This is a genomic window from Spirulina sp. 06S082 (assembly GCF_034932145.1).
Taxonomy (GTDB): Bacteria; Cyanobacteriota; Cyanobacteriia; order Cyanobacteriales; family Spirulinaceae; genus CCY15215.
Window position 1 is genome coordinate 1 of record NZ_JAYGHV010000128.1, and the last position, 18,905, is coordinate 18,905.

The 18,905-nt window shown below is 42.3% G+C and carries 14 protein-coding genes; 10 read left to right on the forward strand and 4 right to left on the reverse strand.

The genetic code is table 11. The annotated features are described in order from the left end of the window. The first annotated feature begins 429 nt into the window (after nucleotides 1-429). Genes VB714_RS08595 through VB714_RS08605 form a run of 3 tightly spaced genes read left to right on the forward strand, consistent with a single transcriptional unit; the run spans nucleotide 430 to nucleotide 2,764 of the window. On the forward strand, nucleotides 430-933 hold the full coding sequence (locus VB714_RS08595; protein ID WP_323223141.1) for a bifunctional nuclease family protein: 504 nt from the start codon (nucleotides 430-432) through the stop codon (nucleotides 931-933). Nucleotides 934-984: 51 nt separating this feature from the next. After that, nucleotides 985-2,115, forward strand: coding sequence for an aldo/keto reductase (locus VB714_RS08600; protein ID WP_323223143.1), 1,131 nt, complete (start codon nucleotides 985-987; stop codon nucleotides 2,113-2,115). Between the two features lie 40 nt (nucleotides 2,116-2,155). Continuing rightward, nucleotides 2,156-2,764, forward strand: a complete 609-nt coding sequence (locus VB714_RS08605; RefSeq protein ID WP_323223146.1) for a hypothetical protein — start codon at nucleotides 2,156-2,158, stop codon at nucleotides 2,762-2,764. 16 nt (nucleotides 2,765-2,780) lie between these two features. Here the strand turns inward: VB714_RS08605 and VB714_RS08610 are convergent, their stop codons facing one another. Further along, on the reverse strand, nucleotides 2,781-3,950 hold the full coding sequence (locus VB714_RS08610) for an extracellular solute-binding protein (RefSeq protein WP_323223148.1): 1,170 nt from the start codon (nucleotides 3,948-3,950) through the stop codon (nucleotides 2,781-2,783). 170 nt (nucleotides 3,951-4,120) lie between these two features. On the opposite strand from VB714_RS08610, the gene VB714_RS08615 reads away from it, so the two are divergent. After that, a complete protein-coding gene (locus VB714_RS08615) occupies nucleotides 4,121-4,321 on the forward strand; it encodes a hypothetical protein (protein WP_323223150.1) in 201 nt (66 codons plus the stop codon). 74 nt (nucleotides 4,322-4,395) lie between these two features. Here the strand turns inward: VB714_RS08615 and VB714_RS08620 are convergent, their stop codons facing one another. Further along, nucleotides 4,396-5,268 carry a 6-carboxytetrahydropterin synthase gene (locus tag VB714_RS08620; RefSeq protein WP_323223151.1) on the reverse strand — a complete coding sequence of 291 codons (873 nt, stop codon included), beginning with the start codon at nucleotides 5,266-5,268 and terminating at the stop codon, nucleotides 4,396-4,398. A 114-nt stretch (nucleotides 5,269-5,382) separates the two neighbouring features. On the opposite strand from VB714_RS08620, the gene VB714_RS08625 reads away from it, so the two are divergent. Further along, nucleotides 5,383-6,237 (forward strand): stomatin-like protein, encoded by an 855-nt coding sequence (locus tag VB714_RS08625; RefSeq protein ID WP_323223153.1) that lies wholly within the window; start codon nucleotides 5,383-5,385, stop codon nucleotides 6,235-6,237. Between the two features lie 95 nt (nucleotides 6,238-6,332). On the opposite strand, the gene VB714_RS08630 is transcribed toward VB714_RS08625, so the two are convergent. Continuing rightward, nucleotides 6,333-11,078 (reverse strand): CHAT domain-containing protein, encoded by a 4,746-nt coding sequence (locus VB714_RS08630; RefSeq protein ID WP_323223155.1) that lies wholly within the window; start codon nucleotides 11,076-11,078, stop codon nucleotides 6,333-6,335. 172 nt (nucleotides 11,079-11,250) lie between these two features. Between VB714_RS08630 and VB714_RS08635 the strand changes: the two genes are divergently transcribed. After that, the gene (locus tag VB714_RS08635; RefSeq protein ID WP_323223156.1) at nucleotides 11,251-11,676 is read left to right on the forward strand and encodes a hypothetical protein; all 426 of its coding nucleotides are present in this window, start codon (nucleotides 11,251-11,253) and stop codon (nucleotides 11,674-11,676) included. A gap of 144 nt (nucleotides 11,677-11,820) precedes the next feature. Here the strand turns inward: VB714_RS08635 and gyrB are convergent, their stop codons facing one another. Then, the gene (gene gyrB / locus VB714_RS08640; protein WP_323223158.1) at nucleotides 11,821-14,226 is read right to left on the reverse strand and encodes a DNA topoisomerase (ATP-hydrolyzing) subunit B; all 2,406 of its coding nucleotides are present in this window, start codon (nucleotides 14,224-14,226) and stop codon (nucleotides 11,821-11,823) included. Nucleotides 14,227-14,659: 433 nt separating this feature from the next. Between gyrB and VB714_RS08645 the strand changes: the two genes are divergently transcribed. Genes VB714_RS08645 through VB714_RS08660 form a run of 4 tightly spaced genes read left to right on the forward strand, consistent with a single transcriptional unit; the run spans nucleotide 14,660 to nucleotide 18,880 of the window. Then, nucleotides 14,660-16,141 carry a SulP family inorganic anion transporter gene (locus tag VB714_RS08645; RefSeq protein WP_323223160.1) on the forward strand — a complete coding sequence of 494 codons (1,482 nt, stop codon included), beginning with the start codon at nucleotides 14,660-14,662 and terminating at the stop codon, nucleotides 16,139-16,141. Between the two features lie 15 nt (nucleotides 16,142-16,156). Next, entirely contained in the window at nucleotides 16,157-17,020 is an 864-nt protein-coding gene (locus VB714_RS08650; protein ID WP_323223161.1) for a universal stress protein, read from the forward strand. A gap of 4 nt (nucleotides 17,021-17,024) precedes the next feature. Continuing rightward, complete coding sequence (locus tag VB714_RS08655) at nucleotides 17,025-18,362, forward strand: hypothetical protein (RefSeq protein ID WP_323223162.1); 1,338 nt, start codon at nucleotides 17,025-17,027, stop codon at nucleotides 18,360-18,362. Continuing rightward, nucleotides 18,359-18,880: a hypothetical protein gene (locus VB714_RS08660; protein WP_323223163.1), complete on the forward strand. Its 522-nt coding sequence runs from the start codon at nucleotides 18,359-18,361 to the stop codon at nucleotides 18,878-18,880. Before VB714_RS08655 ends, VB714_RS08660 begins: the two co-directional genes overlap by 4 nt. Nucleotides 18,881-18,905 lie beyond the last annotated feature (25 nt).

The following is an 18,905-nucleotide window of genomic DNA, read 5'->3' on the forward strand; positions in this document are numbered from 1 at the left end:
TTAGGCGTGAGGCTTGAAAGAGAAATCTGACAAGCCATTCTGACCAGACTAAGTACCCAGCGTACTACGTTATTTGGGTCACGACACCTTGGAATGCGAAGCTAGTTCCCCGCTCTGTCGTTAGCAGTTAAACAATTTTAAGGTCACTGAAATAGTGCTGCTAACCTAACAAGCCCAAATAAGCGGTCGAGGGATGGCGAGGTTTCCTCGCCATATCCAATCGACCAAGAGAGTCGAAGCTAACATTACCCTAGAAATAGGAGGCTCGAAAGAGCAAAACCGCTATGCGTACAGAGTTGTTTAATTAGATACAGTAATTGTCCTGTTAAAAGTGCAATACAAAAGCACCCTAATTAAACAACTCCAAGGCGGTAGCGAAACTAATATAAAGCCGTCCTATAAGGACGGGGTTTTTACCCAATTTTTCTGATGATTGAAATGAAAGTTGCGGGTATTGCTCTCGATGCTGTTACGCGCAGTCCTATCGTACTCCTTAAGGATGGTTCCGATCGCCGCGCTCTCCCCATTTATATCGGGCAAGACCAAGCAAAAGCGATTATTACTGCCTTGGAGGGACAAAAACCCCCTCGTCCTCTCACCCACGACCTCTTTAGCAATTTGCTGGATGCTTGGGAGATGACTTTAACCAAGGTGATTATTCACGCACTGCAAGATAGTACATTTTATGCTGTTCTGTGTGTGGCGAAAGGGGAAGAGAAAAAAGAAATTGATTGTCGTCCCAGTGACGCGATCTCGATCGCCCTTCGCACTCAATCTCCTATTTGGGTGATGGAAGAAGTAGTCGTTGATGCTTCAATTCCCGTCGATCGCGATGCGGATGAGGAAGAGCGTCAAGCCTTCCGCGATTTTGTCTCAGGTATCCGTCCTGAAGATTTTATCGAACAATCTCGCCGTCACCAAAAAGAAAGTTAATTCAAACAAACTATTCTCTGTTGCCTGTTCCCTGTTCCCTGTTCCCTTTTAATGCACTATCGACGATTTGGCAAAACTAATTTAAACTTGTCGGTCTTTTCGTTAGGGACAATGCGCTGTTTGGCGAGTCCGTCTGCATTAGGACTGATGGTTGAGGAGGCGATCGCGCTGGGAATTAATCATTTTGAAACGGCTCGCGGCTATGGCAAAAGCGAGGAATATTTGGGACAAGTTCTTGTCTCTAGTTTACCTGTTCCTCGTGAGAAAATATATATTACGACAAAGCTGCCACCAACGCCGGATTATGCCTCAATGCGAGGGCAGATTGATGAGTCTTTAGCACGATTAAAACTCAGTTATATTGACTGTTTGGCGATTCATGGTATTAATACATCGGAACATCTCGCATGGATTGAAAATAGTCAAGGCTGCATGAAAGCTCTCCAAGAGGCTAAGAGATCGGGAAAGGTACGCTATCTTGGTTTTTCCACTCATGCGCCTTTAGAGACGATTCTTGCGACCATAGGGACCGATTTATTTGACTTTGTTAATCTACATTATTACTATTTTTTTCAGCGTAACGAAGCCGCGATCGCCTTGGCTCGAGAAAAAGATCTAGGGGTTTTTATTATTTCTCCAGTGGATAAAGGCGGCCAACTCTATGCACCCCCGGAAACGTTAAAACAATTATGTCAACCTTTTTCGCCCTTAGAATTTAACTATCGCTTTTTGTTGCGCGATCGCCGTATTACTACTCTTAGTTTTGGTGCTGCAAAACTAGAAGATTTTCAAGGGATTGCCAAAATTGCCGATGGCCATGAGGATTTTACATCGGAAGAAAACAAGATTCGCGATCGCTTGGAAAAGCAATTAAAAGAAACATTGGGAACAGATCGCTGTAGTCAGTGTCATTTATGTTTACCTTGTCCGGAAGGAATTAATATTCCTGAAGTCCTGCGCTTACGAAATTTAACTGTTGCTTATGACATGAAATCTTTTGGGGAATATCGTTACGGAATGTTTGAAAATGCGGGACATTGGTTTCCTGGACGAAAAGGCGATCGCTGTACCGACTGCGGTGAATGTCTTCCCCGTTGTCCAGAAAAGTTAGATATTCCCAAACTTCTACGAGATACTCACAATCGTCTTAATGGTAAACCTCGTCGTCGTCTTTGGAGTTGAGGAATCTATTATTAAAAATACATTAGGAGCAATCAGAGCCATGAAACTTTTCTTAATTATCTGTCTTAGTTTTTCTTCCTTCCTTTATCCTCAATTTGTTCTCGGACAAACATTGACACCAGAACTAATAAAAGAAACCGAAATAGAAACAAAAGAAACAGAACCACTTGATGAGGGAGATTCTGCTGAAAGTGGTTCAATGGTAGGAGACTTTTTTACGCAAACTCTAGAAACTTGCGAGTTAGATTCATCTTATTTGAATCCCTCCGTACAAGAAGAACTCATTCAGCAACAAGGTGTGATTACGGAAACAACGATTTCTCAAACAAGTTTAACAATTCCTAGTTTGTGGTGGATAAGAGATCAATTCAAAAATAAAAAATTAGTCCAAAACTGGTTAGCATTCCCAGAAAAAAGACGAATTGATTTGTTCGTTAATCGTCAACTTTGGTCGCAAATGGACTATTTAGATCGCTATAGTTTTGTCAATCATTTTGGCACGACAGCAAGAGATTATGGTTACGAACTTCGCGTCTTCGATCGCCAGCCAAAATGCCTCGCGATTTACAATTGCAGTTTACAGGATACAACTTATGAATGTAAGGTCGATCTAGAACCATCTCGCCGCGATGCGTTTAACATTTTTTAATATTTATTTCCCGCTTTCAAATCTTTAATTCTGCAAAAAGTTCTTGATATTGCGCTAAAACGGGTTGAGGAAGGGGTTCGATAAATTCACTTTTATCGATAATTGCGCGATCGGGAAATCTAGGAGAATTTTCTTGTAATGGTTGGGGTAAATCCGATCGCTTTGCTTTTAAAAGCATGGGAGAAACTGCATCACTAAATAGGGAAATTTTCTGTGCGGATCGATCTTGCCAACAAAAATCAATCCAGCGATCGCTTAACAAAGAAATTGTATTATTATTATTATTATTATTGGTACTTTCAGGTTTAACCCAAAGATCGCACCATAAAGAGGTTCCAGATTTGGGAACGACGACTTTCAGTTGAGGATAGTGTTTGATAGTGGGTAAAATATCCGTAGACCAACCCACAGCAACCCAAGTATCTTTTAAAATGAGGGGCTGAAGATAATTCGTCGAACTATAAAATTTTATTTGCTTTACTAAAGCCTCTAATTCCGATCGCAAATTGGTAATTGCTTTTAAATCCTTCGTATTGTAGGAATGACCGAGTTTTTTCAGAGTTAAGCCAATAATTTCCCGAGGTTGTTGAATAATTGAGATGCGATCGTGCAATTCCTCTCGCCATAAGTCCTCCCAGTCTTGGGGAGTCCAATCTAAGTTTTTAAAAACCTCGTGATTATAAGCAATAACAGTAGTTCCCCAACGATAGGGAGCCCCCCAAACCTCCCCTTTTTTGTCTACAAACCCGGCTTTGTTGCGCGTGACAACTTGAGTAAAGGACTCGGGCAGATTTTGCCAACCTTTGAGTTGAGACGGCTTGAGGGGTTGAATCAGGCGATCGCGAATCGCCTCGGCCAGCCAAGTATCCCCCAAAGTAACTAAATTAGCAGAGGGTGGAATGCGATTACCCACGAAAGGAACCCACTTGGGAAACCTACTGATGGATTTTTCCCCCTTAGCGATCTGCTGCCAATCTTGCAATAATTTAAAATTATCCGCTAACTGGGCGATGGGAGTAAATTTTGCGGGCTGTCCTGAAGCCGAGGTGGAGCGAAATTCACCGATTAACTGCCTGGGGATAGAACCATTGAGGAGTTGAACTTTCAGAGCCTCTCGGGTGCGATCGCTGCATCCTGCCAATAATATAGCTCCAGAACCGAGCAAAAAAGAACGACGATCCAGCATGATAGGAAATTCTGATAGGACACACAGACACTCAGGTTAACAAAGGGTTTCAGCCTCTAGGCGATCGCTTAATCTTAAGAAAAAGCTATATTCGCTACAATAATTTTCCGAAAGCCGTTTACAATACTTAACTGATTGGTATAAGTATATATAACTAAGTTTACAAAACCATGTCTAATGGCTCTGGTCTGGCTACCTTAACAAAACCTGAAAACGACAACCCCCATTTAATTCAACTCATGCAGTCCTACAACACCGATCAACAAATCAAGTATTTGCATTTAGAAGCTGAAGTTGAAGTTCTCCTTCAGCAGTTACAAGCCATAAAGCTCAAGCAGGATAGCGCCACAACTCCAAAGGATACTAACTAAACCGACGAGAGAAATCGAGAACAGAAGAGGTGGAATTTACCCACCTCCTGCCATTATTTTAAAAGCGATCGCGCCTACTGAGCCGCTAAAACAGGTTCTCTAGCGCGATCGCTTTGTTGTTGGGTCACTCCCGTGCGACAGTAGATTTCCGCCGAATTATTGGGACTTTCGATCAGTTTGACTCGATCCAACTCCACTCCCAACTCAGCAAGGGGTTGTTGCAAGGTTTGAGCAATATAGAGGGCGATATTTTCCGCAGTGGGAACGACTTCCGCAAAATAGGGGATATCCTTATTGAGGAAAGTATGATCGAAAGGTTCGACAATGAGATCGTCCACAATTTTTTGGAAATCACCGAGATCGACTATCATTCCCGTGCGGCGATCGAGTTCCCCAACGATGCTGACTTCTAAATGATAATTATGCCCGTGACCGTGAGGGCGAGCGCATTTACCATAAATTTCTAAATTATCTGCATAACTGAGACTATCGAGAGCAAGTCGATGGGCGGCGCTAAAATGAGTGCTAATGGTTAATGCTGCTTCCATATTGTTTCCGTAATATTCAGCCCAGAGTTCTGGGTGTTCGAGTAGTTTAATTTTAACGAGAGGGAGATGAGGAGAAAGTCTGTTCCAGATGACCCGAGACAGATTTTCTGTAGTTGGTAGAGTTTGCTGAAATTCATCCCAAGCATCATTTAGGTAAGAAAAATCCAAATCTTGGGTAACATATTGTTTGATTGCCCTCTTAACATCGGATAGATTCTGTACCATCCCATATTGGTCGAGTTCTCCTTCCAGAGAAACATAGAGAACATAATTATGACCGTGGCCGGGAAAACGGCTACAAGCGCCGAATTTGAGCCGATTTTCCGCTTCTGTAAGTTCTGACAACCAATAGCGATGGCTGGCGGAGAACTGCGCTCGACGGTGGATAATACATTTCATATTGGCAAGAGTTGCGTCACATCCTGTAGACTTTACTGTTCTTAATATAAACTAAAATTGCGATCGCCTTCAATCCCAAAGGCTATACTCAGTGTAAAGATTGATAATTGATATATGGATGTTCTTTTTTATATCATCATTTCCTTGGTTGTGGGCAGTAGCAGTATGCTGTTGACCTCAATGCGAATTGTCAATGAAGGAAATGAGGCTTTAGTGGAACGATTGGGACGCTATCATACAAAACTTAGTGCGGGAGTGAATTTTGTTCTTCCTTTTCTTGATTCAATTGTCGTTGAGGAAACAACTCGGGAAAAAGTATTAGGAATTGAGCCACAAAATGCCATTAGTAAAGACAATGTTTCTCTGAAAATAGATGCTGTGATTTATTGGCAAATCCTCGATCTAGAAAAAGCATTTTATGCCGTTGAAGATATTAAAGATGCGATCGAAAATTTAGTGGTGACAACATTACGTTCTGAAATCGGACAATTAGATTTAGATGAAACTTACTCCTCGCGAGAAAGTATCAACCGCAAATTATTGCACCAATTAGATGAAGCGACAGGAAATTGGGGTGTTAAAGTAACGCGCATTGAAGTGCGAGAAATTGCCCTCTCTAAAACTGTTATGGATTCTCTCGAGGTCGAACGTGCTGCGGAAAGTAAGAAAAAGGCGGCTATCTTAGAAACTCAAGGAACGGTACAATCGATTCAAATGATATCGGAAGCCTTACAAAACCAACCCAACGCGCAAGAAGTGCTGACTTATTTAATTGCTCAACGTTATGTTGATGCGAATGAAAAATTGGGAACGAGTCCCAATACTAAAGTTCTTTTTATGGATCCAAAAGCACTCCATGAAGCTATGAACGATCTCATGTCCGGTGGCGATCGCCCTTCCCCAAACTCGAATAGTAATGGTAGTAATGGTCAAAGTTCTTCTCCACCTAGCAATCCTCCTTCTGCGTGATTAATCATAAATAGTCCATCATAAGATAATTCGATCGCCTAATCCTCCTATCCTAATTTTTTTGCCCTAATTTTTTGTCTCTCTTTCTGGTAACATTAGCGTTGTTTGGATTTGATGTTAATTCTCATGGCAAAATCGCTGCATAAAGCCCGATCGCGATCGCGCAAAGTTTCATTGGTGCGTAAATAATCTTTCATCCAGTAACAACCTTTTTGTAGTAAATCCTCTAAATCTAAGTTCCATAAAATTACAGTTCCATCTCGACTAGCAGATGCTAAAGTTTTGCCATCAGAACTAAAACTCAAACTTTCAACGCTATTTTTATGACCTTGAAATGTTGTTAATAAATTTCCCTCCAAACTCCATAATTTCACAGTTCCATCATCGCTTCCCGATGCCAAAAATGTTCCATCCGGACTAAACATGACTGTCTTTACTTTATGAGAATGTCCTCGCAAAATTTTCTCAGGCTGAGAAGGAAATCCATTGTAGTTTTGCTTGTGCCACAGTGCGATTGTACCATCATCTCCTGCCGACGCAACTCTCTGACCATCTGGACTCCAAGCGACCTCCCAAATATGGCTGGTGTGTCCTGTAAGGGTTGCTGGCTGCTGGGATGACCCCTCCCTTGAAGATGTCCCCCAACTCGTCCTCCAAGACCAAATCTTGACCGTATTATCCTCTCCTGCCGTCGCCAACCCAGAACCATCTGGACTCCATTGTACCCGTCGCAGGGCTCCTCCCTCTCCGCGCCATGTCTGCAATAAATTGCCCTCTCTGTCCCAAATTCGTGCCGTACCATCTTTCCCGACCGAGGCGATCGCTTTGCCATCGGGACTAAAACTTACTCCCAATACAGCTCCGATATGTCCTTGTAATGTTTGCAATACTTTCCCTTCGCGGTTTTTCACCTCGATCGTGCCATCTTCTCCCGCTAAGGCGATCGCGTTTCCATCCGGTGCAAAACTCACATCTTTGAGATCGAGGGGTTTGTCTGTCAATCTCTGCAACAATTGACCGTTAGGCTGCCATAAAAGGATATCCCCTGCAAAAGTTGAGGTGAGTAAACTGCGATCGTCGGGACTAAAGCGAACGTTTCTCACAGGAGTAGAATGCTGTAGGACGACCAAAGAACGACGGACGGGATGCCAAAATTTAATACTGGTATCGCCGCTTGCAGATGCTAAAGTGCGACCGTTGCGATCGAAACTGAGACCATAAACCGGGGCATTATGTCCGGCAAAAACTTCTAATAAATCTCCCTGCAAATTCCAAAGTTTCACCGTGCGATCGGCGCTTGCAGTGGCGAGGGTTTGACCGTTGGGACTGAAGGCGATCGCCCAGATTTTAGCCTCGTGTGCTTCCCAACTTGCCGCGATCGCCCCATCGGGATGCCATAATTTAACGCGACCATCGCTACTCGCAGAAGCCAGTAATTGACCGTCGGCACTAAAGTCGAGACTATTCACTGCACTGTTATGTCCCGAGAAAGTCGCGAGGTGTTTTCCCGTTAAATCCCAAAGTTTAATCAGGCGATCGCTACCTGCGGAGGCTAACATTATGCCCTCGGGATGAAAGGCAATATCTTGCAACCAGGATTGATGTCCTTGAAAGATTCTCATCAGTTCCCCATCGCGACTCCAGATCGCGATCGCGCCATTGCTACCCACGGAGGCTAAATGCTGGCCGTCGGGATGAAACGCCACTGCGGTCACTTTGTCGGCATGACCGTGTAAGGTGGCTTTAGGAATGCCATCTCGCTGCCATAACCGAATAGTCCCATCGTAACTTGCAGAAGCAAACAGATTGCCGTCTGGACTCCAAGCAACTCCTCGGACGCGATCGCGGTGTCCTTTTAAAACCTTTAATAATTTGCCATCTTTTTGCCATAAACCCACGCTATTATCGTCACTGGCTGAAGTGAGAAAACGACCATCTGGACTAAAAGTAACATCAATAACTGTTGCTTCGTGACCTTCTAAGCGATTGTATTCTTTCACACCGTAAACCGACTGTTGTAATGCTGCAATTGCACGGATGCGATCGTGAGGGTTGACTTCTCGGGAGGATTGCAGAGATCGGGCGGCACGAATACTCTCCCCAAGACTTTCGAGTTCTTTTTCAGAGGCAAAAAGCTGCTCTGATGCCGTACTGAGGGCGTTTAATTTCACGCCGATATTGCCAATTGTAGCACGATGCCATTGCCATAAAGCGATCGCGGTCAAAGTTAAGGAAACGCTGAGTCCTGCGACCAAAAAGACCAATAAACGCTGTTTCAGGGAGTTGCGATCGCGGCGATCGCGTTCTTGAAAGGCCAAACTGGCTTCAATAAAACGCTTTTCTTGGAAACTTAAATCCTGTTCTCTTTCTTTATACCAACGTTGCGCTTCTAATGAGGGGGTACCGTATAAGAGCATTCCTTCTTCTTCCTCCGCATTAATCCAGTCCTTCGCATGGATACGCAGGCGATTTTGAAAGGTGCGAAAGCTGCGATCGTCTTCGATCCACTGTTGCAAGCGATCCCACACGCGAATCAAGGCTTCGTGGACTAATTCAACGGTTATGATGGGGGGGGTATCTCGTCCGATGTTTGCGTTTGTAAGCACAATTAAACGTGCCTCTACGAGTTTTTGCAATAAAGTATCGCAATCTTCTCCCAATTCCTGACGGGTCGCAACTCTGCGGGTATCGGCGATCGCTTCTCCCAAATGAACGAGTTGCAGAAAAATGTCCTGCGATCGCGCTTTTTCTGCGGGGGTTAAGGACTGATAAAACTGCTCTGCATGACTCGCTAATGCCCGTTCTACCCCCCCAATGTCCTCGTAAGCCTTATGAGTTAAAACACCCTCTTCCTGCCTCTCCCAGAGCAAAGTCAGGGCAAATTCAAGGAGAGGTAAATTCCCCGCTTCTTCACCAACAGCATCTAAAAGGCGATCGCTCAATCCTGGGGCAATTTTAACCTTTAATTTTTGTGCAGGTTTCTCAATTGCTTCCCTTAATTCTTCTCGGTTCATAGGTTGTAAAAGTTCGGGAGAATATTGGCAGAGAAGATCGGCAAAGGGACGATAGGAAAGGGCGCGTTCTAAGAAATCTGCTCTTAATGTTAAAAGGAGCGTAAGTCGCGATTGCATATTAATCGCTTGAGAACTCAAATCTGCATGGGACAGTAAAGGTTCAATCAGGAGTTGTAGAAAATTCTGCCGCATTTCTCGATCCGCACATAGGGTGTAAATTTCTTCAAATTGATCGACAAATAACAAAAAACGACGTTTTTCTGAATCCTTTTGTAAAAAGCGATCGCTAAGATGGTCTAAGTTTATTTTTCTCTCAATTAATGCAGTAGCAAGTTTATTGATTTCAATGAGTCTCTCTGTTTCCTTGAGTTGAGGTTCTAGGCGATCGATACACTGTTCCGCTAATCTTCTAAAAGGGCGATCGCCTGGACGAAATGCGATCGTAATAGTATCTTCACTAATTTCAGGAATCATTCCCGCAAAGACGACAGAAGATTTGCCACTTCCCGAAGCACCAATTACTGTAATTAAAGATTTAGTATAAACAGCATACACTAACTTTTCAATCGTCGTTTCTCGTCCAAAAAAGAACGGTGCATCTTGCTGAGAAAATGCCGATAATCCTTGATAAGGACAAGGGAGAAATAATTGTTTCTTAGTGTCTCTTTCCTCTTCCCTATTCTCTGTTACCTCTTCCCCATTGCCTGTTGCCTGTTGCCTTTTCTCTCTTGCCTCTCCCCCAATTAATTGTTGCCAAGAAATCGGCAGTTCTGTCGGGTTTTGACAAATGACTGGCAACCAAGAAGCACAAGGGCATTGATCTTCTAAAATTTGCAAGCGTTCTCGTGCTTCTCTGACTGCTAAATACAAAGATGTTCCTTTTATAAATGCTTTTAAAAAATACTTTAAAAATTCTTGAGCAACGAGATCGGGGACGGGTTCTCGCATCACAATAGTTTGAGGAATATGCAAACTTTCTAATTGTCGTACTAATCCTAATCCATCGCAGGAGTTAAAAATGGCTATTTTTACCCCTTGTTTGACTGCTTTTTTTAAGGCATGGGTCATTTCTCCTACATCAATTTTCTCTTGTTTATTAATCTCTAAATAGCCTTTTTCGCCATTTTGATAACTAGAACTATGTCCGGCAAAAAACAAAATATCCCAGCCTTCTGCATCCCATAGTTTTTGATAAAGAAGTTTGCGAGAAGGTTCAACTAAAAAAATAGTTTCCGTATCGGGGAGTTCTGCGAGAAGATGGCGATCGCTTTCAATATCGATGCCTTGGGAATGTCCCAAAATCGCTAAAATTCTGGCGGTTTCTCGGTGTTTAAATTGGGTTTCAACTTGTTCGTAAGCGGGGGAACTCAATGCTAATTCTGCTTGAGGATAGCGATCGAAAAAGTCCCATAAATGCCAAGGAAGACGGCGAATAATAGTATCTTCAACTTGGAAAATAACGCGAATTTCTGCGCGAGGAGAAAGTTTTTCCAGTAATTTTTCTCGAGGCGATCGAAAGGAGTCCGATCGCAACCATTGATTAAATTGAATAACTAAGTGTTCTGAAGTTTGTCGAAAGGCCAAGTCTAATTCTCGAGGCGATCCTTGAAAAATCTGGTTTTCTGTCTCTTCAAGACGGCCGACAAACCAAAGATTATGATACAAGGATTGCCAATTACGGTACTGTAGCAACAAATCGGGCATTGGAGGTAAACTGCCCTTAGTGCGAGTTTGGGTCGAAAGAACGTTGTCTTCTGACCGTATTTCTAGGGTGACAGCCGTACCTTGCTGCAAGTCCCCATCGAGATCGAGGATGACCAGTACCATATTTCGGTCTATGTGGGAGGTTGTGCCTATTTACCAGTTGTAGCGCATCCAGTCCGGAAATTTTCTCTCGATAAGGAGTTTTTGGCAAGGGCGATCGCGATATACTGAGGTATATTGGGAAAATTTCTAAAATTTTGCTAAATATAGCGCGATCGCTAGGAGTAACAAGGGAATGTTTGTAGAATCTCGTTCGGAACAATTATCTTTGGAGTTTGAGGAAAAAATAATTGTTGTCAATATTGCTGAATCTTTTGACACCGATCTAAAAAAACTATCCTTACAAGATCGCAAAATTGTGAAACGGAAACTGGAACAAATTGATACTTTTTTTGAAGAGGGAAACTTGAAATCTTTCATCCAAAAGATCAAACGAGTGCGAGGTATAAAATTATTAAGCTATACACCCTCATTGTATTTATTAAAAGTCAATGCAAAACTAAAAATTTTCTTGTTTTTTGTAGATGATCCCATTTTTTCTCAAAAAATCGTTACTTTTCTTCGTGTTTTTGCAAGTTGCGATCGTGACAAAGTTCTCAAAAGTTTAGTTGAATTGTATTACCAAGAAGAATTAGATCGATTAAGAATACAAGAGAGATGAGAAATAAAGTTTTATACGATGAATATGGTGTAATTAGAGAGGCATGGAAAATCCTTCCATCTGAATTTCGAGATGATTTTAATGATTGTTTTTGTTCTTGTAGAGACGTTCAAAGAAAACGCCTCTACATGATGCAAAAGAAACCTAAATATCTAAGTCCGTGAGATTTAATTTCGGTCCGTAGGTTTCAATGAACTGACGACGAGGTGCCACCCGATCGCCCATCAAAACGGTGAAAATGCGATCGGCTTCCGCAGCATCTTCAATTTCTACTTTCTTCAACATTCGAGTTTCCGGGTTCATGGTAGTTTCCCACAGTTGTTTGGGCATCATTTCTCCTAATCCTTTAAAACGCTGGATGGTATAGTTAGCGTTAGAGGGAAATTCCGCGATCGCCGCATTGAGTTCGCGATCGCTGTACAAATATTGATGATTGCGTCCTCGTTCCAGTTTATACAGGGGAGGACAGGCAATATAAACATAACCTTGGTCGATTAAATCTCGTTGGTAGCGGAAGAAGAAAGTTAAAAGCAAGGTACGTATGTGAGCGCCATCTACATCAGCATCAGTCATAATTATCACATAATGATAACGTAATTGTGATACATCGAATTCATCTCCTTTGATACCTAAACCCAAGGCGGTAATTAAGGATTGAATTTCCGTATTTTTGTAGATTTTGGCATCATCGGTTTTTTCAATATTGAGGATTTTTCCTCGTAAAGGAAGAATCGCCTGGGTGCGGCGATCGCGTCCTTGTTTCGCACTATTATGAACGAATACACCACTTGCTAAGTAGAAATTATTTGTTCCTGGTACTTCGATATCATAAACATCCATCCGTTCTCGCAAATATTCAATCTTATCAACACGCGGCATCGCTTCTGGTGGGACTTGATTGACTTTTCCAGTTGGAGATACAGAATCATCAATGAATCGTGGAATGGTTTTTAAGATGTGGTCATGTTTTAGAGATTTTGCCTCTAAATAACTTCCATCCTGCAACATAAAACGATGATCTGGTGTACAGGTTACTGTTTTTCCAGTATTCAAAGTTAACTTAATTACCTCAGCATTTTCTTTTGTTTTTCGGGCGTTAATAATACGTCCCTTTTTACCAATAATATTACTACGCCCCTGAGTAATACAGAAATGTTCTTTTCCTCCTGCTTGTTCCTTGACAATTTGTTGTAGAGTAATTCTTGTTTTCCCATCAGCTAAAATAATCTCTGTATCGCCTGCCAAGCAACCTCCCGCACTATCTCCTTCGACAATATAAATCTCTGATTCTTCCGGATCGCGAGAACTGCAATCTGCTAATTTACCAGGTAAAGGAGAGGATTCTAAAACCGATTTGCGGCGGACTAATTCGCGGGCGTGACGGGCAGCTTCTGCGGCCTTAAAAGCCTGAATTGCTTTATCAATAATGGCATCAGCAACTTGCGGATTAAATTCTAAATATTCGTTGAGAACTTCCCCGACAGAAGAATCAACAATTCCTCGGACTTCGGTATTCCCTAATTTAGTTTTAGTTTGCCCTTCAAATTCCGGATCGGGAACTTTGACAGAAATTACGGCTGTTAACCCTTCTCGTACATTTTCCCCCCCTAAATTTGATTCATTTTCCTTGATTTTATTGCGCTTGCGAGCAGTAGTATTCATGGTACGAGTCAGGACGGTTTTTAAACCTTCTAAATGCGTCCCACCATCCACCGTGCGAATGTTATTGGCAAAGCCTAGAATTGTATCGCTGTAGGCATCAATACACCATTGCAGGGCAACTTCAACTTGTACGCCATTCTTCTCCCCTTCAACATAAATAATATCTTCGTGCAAAGGTGTTTTATCTCGCGTCATATAAGCGACATATTCTTTAATTCCTCCTTCATAACAGTAAGATTCGCTGCGGGGTTCCCCTGGACGGCGATCGCCAAAAGATATCTTAACTCCTGCATTCAAATAGGCCAATTCTCGCACCCGACCGGTGAGAGTTTGATAGTCAAAATCTATCGTTTCACTAAAAATCTGGGCATCCGGGAGAAAAGTTACTGAAGTTCCCGTGCGGTCTTTTTCTTGACTGGGAGTGGCCATTAACTCGGTTTGAGGAATTCCCCTGGCATAGCGTTGGGTATGGAGTTTATTCTCCCGCCAAACTTTAATCTCAACCCATTCAGATAAGGCATTGACGACGGAAACGCCAACCCCATGTAATCCTCCAGAGACTTTATAGCCACCACTGCCAAATTTTCCCCCAGCGTGGAGAATTGTCATAACAGTTTCAACGGAAGACTTTCCAGTTTTGGAATTAATACCCGTGGGAATTCCTCGACCATCATCGGTAACGGTAACGGAACCATCGGCATTAATATCAATTTCAATATGGGTACAATACCCCGCTAGTGCCTCGTCGATAGAGTTGTCTATAACTTCGTAGACCAGATGGTGCAGTCCCCTTGGACCGGTAGAACCAATATACATCCCTGGTCGCTTGCGAACGGCCTCTAGACCTTCGAGTACCTGAATCTGATCGTCGCCGTAATTGTCTGTCATGGGAATCCCTCAAATTTGAGTTAGGAGCGTGAGTTTCACCCCTCGATAGCAAAATCTTCAGAAATTATAGCACAAAAGACTAGATGAAGTTCTTATCGACTTCTGAAGAGATTTTTATTTCGGGATGCACCCCTGTAATTTTGAGGATATGGGAAAAGGAGGGGGAGAGAATCCCTGTTGCAGCGATCGCCGTGCCTAATTATAGCAAATGAAGGCCACTTTATCTTAATAGGGATATTAATAGGGTTTGGAGACCAAACCCCTACCGGAGGGTTTGGAGACCAAACCCCTACCGAGGCATTCTCACTTATAAAACTGATGGTCGCTGGGTTGCCAAGCATCCAGGGGCAATGGATAATTAAACTCGCACCGAACGTAAACTTTTCTTAAGGATTGAGCGATTCGGTATTGTAATGGCACGACGGGAGACCCATTGAATTTTAGAACACTCAAACAAGATTGGCTTGCAAACATTCCCGCCGATCTTCTCGCAGGAATGGTGGTCGCACTGGCTCTTATTCCCGAGGCGATCGCCTTTTCGATTATTGCTGGGGTTGACCCGAAAGTAGGGCTATATGCGTCTTTTATTATTGCGATGGTAACGGCGATCGTGGGGGGACGACCGGGATTAATCTCCGCCGCAACGGGGGCAATGGCGCTGTTAATGGTATACCTGATTAAAGACCATGGATTGGAGTATCTGTTTGCCGCAGGAATATTAGCGGGCATTCTGCAAATCATCTTTGGCTGGCTGAAACTTGGGCGGCAGATGAAATATATCCCTCGTGCAGTGATGGTGGGTTTTGTGAATGCTTTAGCTATTTTGATTTTTCTAGCACAATTGCCGCAACTAACTAATGTGCCGATCGCAGTCTATTTCATTACGGCTGCCTCTTTGGGGATTATTTATCTACTGCCGCGCTTGACCACGGTAATTCCATCCCCCTTGGTGGCGATCGTCGCGATGACGGCAATTTCTATCTTTGCAAAAATCGACGTACCAACAGTGGGAGACATGGGAGAGTTACCGAGTACCTTTCCGCCTTTTTCCCTACCTCAAGTGCCGCTAAACTTGGAAACACTGAATATTATTTTTCCTTACGCGATAACCTTCGCCGTTGTAGGCTTGTTAGAATCCTTACTCACGGCTTCCTTACTGGACGATCTAACCAATACTCCCAGCGATAAAAACCAAGAAGCGACGGGACAGGGGATCGCCAATATTGTCAGCAGTTTCTTTGGGGGAATGGCAGGTTGTGCCATGATCGGACAGTCTGTGATTAACATTCAATCTGGCGGACGAGGGCGACTCTCTACTTTTAGTGCGGGAGTTTTTCTACTCTTTTTTATGTTAGCGCTAGGAACATGGGTGCAACAAATTCCGATGGCGGTGCTGGTTGCGGTTATGATTATGGTTTCAATCGGGACATTTAACTGGTCATCCCTAACTCAGATCCGCAAAATCCCCCGCAGTGAAACGGCTGCAATGGTGACAACGGTTCTCGTAACAATTTTAAGTCATAATTTGGCGATCGGTGTGGTTGTTGGCATTGCCTTAAGTACGGTATTCTTTTCTCGCAAGGTGGCTAAAGTTGTCTTTGTCGATCGCACCCTCAGCGAGGATGGATTACATCGAACTTACAGTATTGGCGGGCAAATTTTCTTTGTGGCGATCGACGATCTTTTGGAACAATTTGATTTTCACGAAGAAATGGAGAAAGTAACTCTAGATTTTACCCATGCCCATATTTGGGATCAAGCTGCTGTGGGGGCGATCGACCAAATCATGCTTAAATTTCGCCGCACGGGGGCAGATGTAGAATTAATGGGATTGAATGAAGCTAGTGCGGCTTTGGTGGATAAATTAGCCATTCACAACGATCCCAAAGCATTAGAAAAAATGGCAAATCATTAACGGAGATCGAGGATTGTGAAACGAATTTTATTATGTACTGATGGTTCTATGTTTTCCCAGGGTAGCTATGAATATGCGGCTTGGGTTGCTACTCGCTTAGAGGCAACTGTAGATGTACTTTACGTGACAGATGCCCGCAAAAAAGCGGCTGTGGAAGCAAGAAATTTTAGCGGTAGTCTGCGGGCTGGTGCGTCGCGATCGCTACTGGATCAATTGGTTGCTTTAGAACATGAAAAAGCCAAGTTAGACCACGAACAAGCTAAGTTAATTCTACAAGAGGCCAAACAGATATTAACAAGCAAGGGGGTCAAGGCAGTTAAGTCGATTCATGAAACAGGTTCTTTAGTGGATTATGCGTATCACCTTGAAGCCGAAGCAGATTTAATTATCTTAGGAAAACGGGGAGAAACGGCTGAATTTGCCGCCGGACATTTGGGGAGTAATGTGGAACGAATTATTCGTGCTAGTTATAAACCTTGTTTGGTAACATCGGCAAAATTCACTGCTATTAAACGTCTCTTACTGGCTTATGATGGCAGTCCCAGTTGTCAAAAAATGCTGCAATTTCTGATCGATTCTCCTGTATTTCAAGGGCTAGAACTCTATATTTTGATAGTTGCTAAAAGTGACAAAGATGAAACAGCGATCGCCCGCATCGATGAGGCAAAAAAACAGGCACAAGCGGGAGGATTTAATCCTGTATGCCAGTTAATAGCAGGGAATTCAGAGGTGGCGATCGCGCAGTATGCTGAAAATAACAATATTGATTTATTGATGATGGGTGCTTATGGCCATAAACGCATTCGCTATCTGGTTATTGGTAGCACAACGACCCAAATTTTGCGCCGTATCAATCTTCCCGTGTTGCTATTTCGATAGATAAATGAAACAACTTTCACTTTTTGAACCGATCTCATCTGGCGATCGCGAAACTTATCAATATATTGAAGGGGATATTCCTGTCGATCTACCAGAAAATACATTTATTTCTCTCGATCGCAAATCTCCTTTAAAAATCTACTCTCTTGGATTTCAACCCGCGAAATCTATTCCAGAAATTCCGCGTTGGTTTCTACAAAAATATGGGACTAAAAACTGTACAATCCTTGAACCTTTTGCAGGTTCTGGAACAACAATTCTAGAAACTTTGCGTTATGGCGCATCGGTTTATTGGTTGGATTATAATCCACATAGTCGGTTAATTTGTCAAGTGAAAACAACACATTTTAATCTTGCTGAAGTCCAAGAAGTTAGTTTAAATATTCTTAAAAATGCACGCGATCGCAAAACTGCCCCTGAAACCGTACAATTCTCTAATCGAGATTTTTGGTTTCAACAACCTGTTCAAGAGGGGTTAGAAATTCTCAAAGAATCTATTCATTTAGCTGCTAAAACTATTCAGCCTCTTCTCTGGCTTGTTTTTGCTGCTACTGTTAGAAAGACATCAGATATGAATGATGGCATGATTTTAGCGGCAAAACGTTCTCATGTAAAAGATATCCCCCAGCGTTCTCGTGAAGATACATTTAAGTATTTTAAATTTTATTTAGATAAAACCTTAGAAGCGATTGGAGAATGGCAATATTTGTTAAATTATCCTTTGGAGCGTGCCAAACAATTATCTTGCAAAGATGCTAAGAAAATTAGCGGAAATTTTCCGATCGATGCGATTATTACATCTCCACCATATATTAATGCAATTGATTATATTTGGGCGTGCAAATTTGAATTACATTGGTTGGATTTAGTCAAAACAAATAAAGAACGATTAGATTTGTATTCTTGTGAAATTGGTACGGAAAGAATTGTTAAACAAGAATATCAAGCATTAGGTCATACAGGTTATATTCCCCTCGATCGCCTAATTGAAGAAATTTATACAGGACAGAAATATAAAGCGAGTAAAGGGCAAAATCAACTAAGGGCAAGAGTCGTATATAAATACTTTATAGAGATGAAAGAGCATTTTCAAAGTTGTTTTACTCATCTTAATTCTGGCGGATATTATTGTTTTGCGATCGGTCATATTAGCAAAATTTGTGGAGTCGAAATTCCCGTAGCCGATCTTTTAACAGATTTAGCTCTAGAGATTGGATTTAAGAAAGAGTTTTCCTTTCATCTTTTATTAAAAAATCGCCGACTCAATTTGCCTAGAAATGTCGATTGGGCAGGGACTATTAAATATGACACTGTTGTTGTTTTAAGCAAAGGAGAGCAATGAGTTCCAAGGAGATAGAAAATTCATTAGAAACTATTCTAACCAAATATAGTGAATCTTTCTCAGAGAAAGTTTTTAGCGAACAATCTTCAGCAGAGGACGATCTAATGCGTGTTTTTGGTTTAACCCAAGAAATGAAAAGTAATAACCGTCAGTACTGGGGGAGAGAACTAGGTGCGTGTTGGGAACGTCTGGTTAAAGAATTATGTCAATTAACTTGCGATCGCTTTCAAGAGCCTCATAATACCAGTTACGATCTTGCGATCGCGAATGATGCAATTGATACAAAGTATCGTTTAGGTTCAGGAGATGCAAAAACTTTGAGAGGATTTAAGCACAATGCTCAAATATTAATTGATGAAGGATTTAATCCCATCATGTTAATTGTTCGTACTGATAATTTATCGCAAGCAATTCGTGCTTGTATTTCAGGAGGATGGCAAGTAAAAGTAGGAGATGAAGCCTATCAATATCTTTATCAACAAACTCAATTCGATCTAAAAAAAATGGTTGCGAGATAAACACGATCGCTTTACATTATAATTC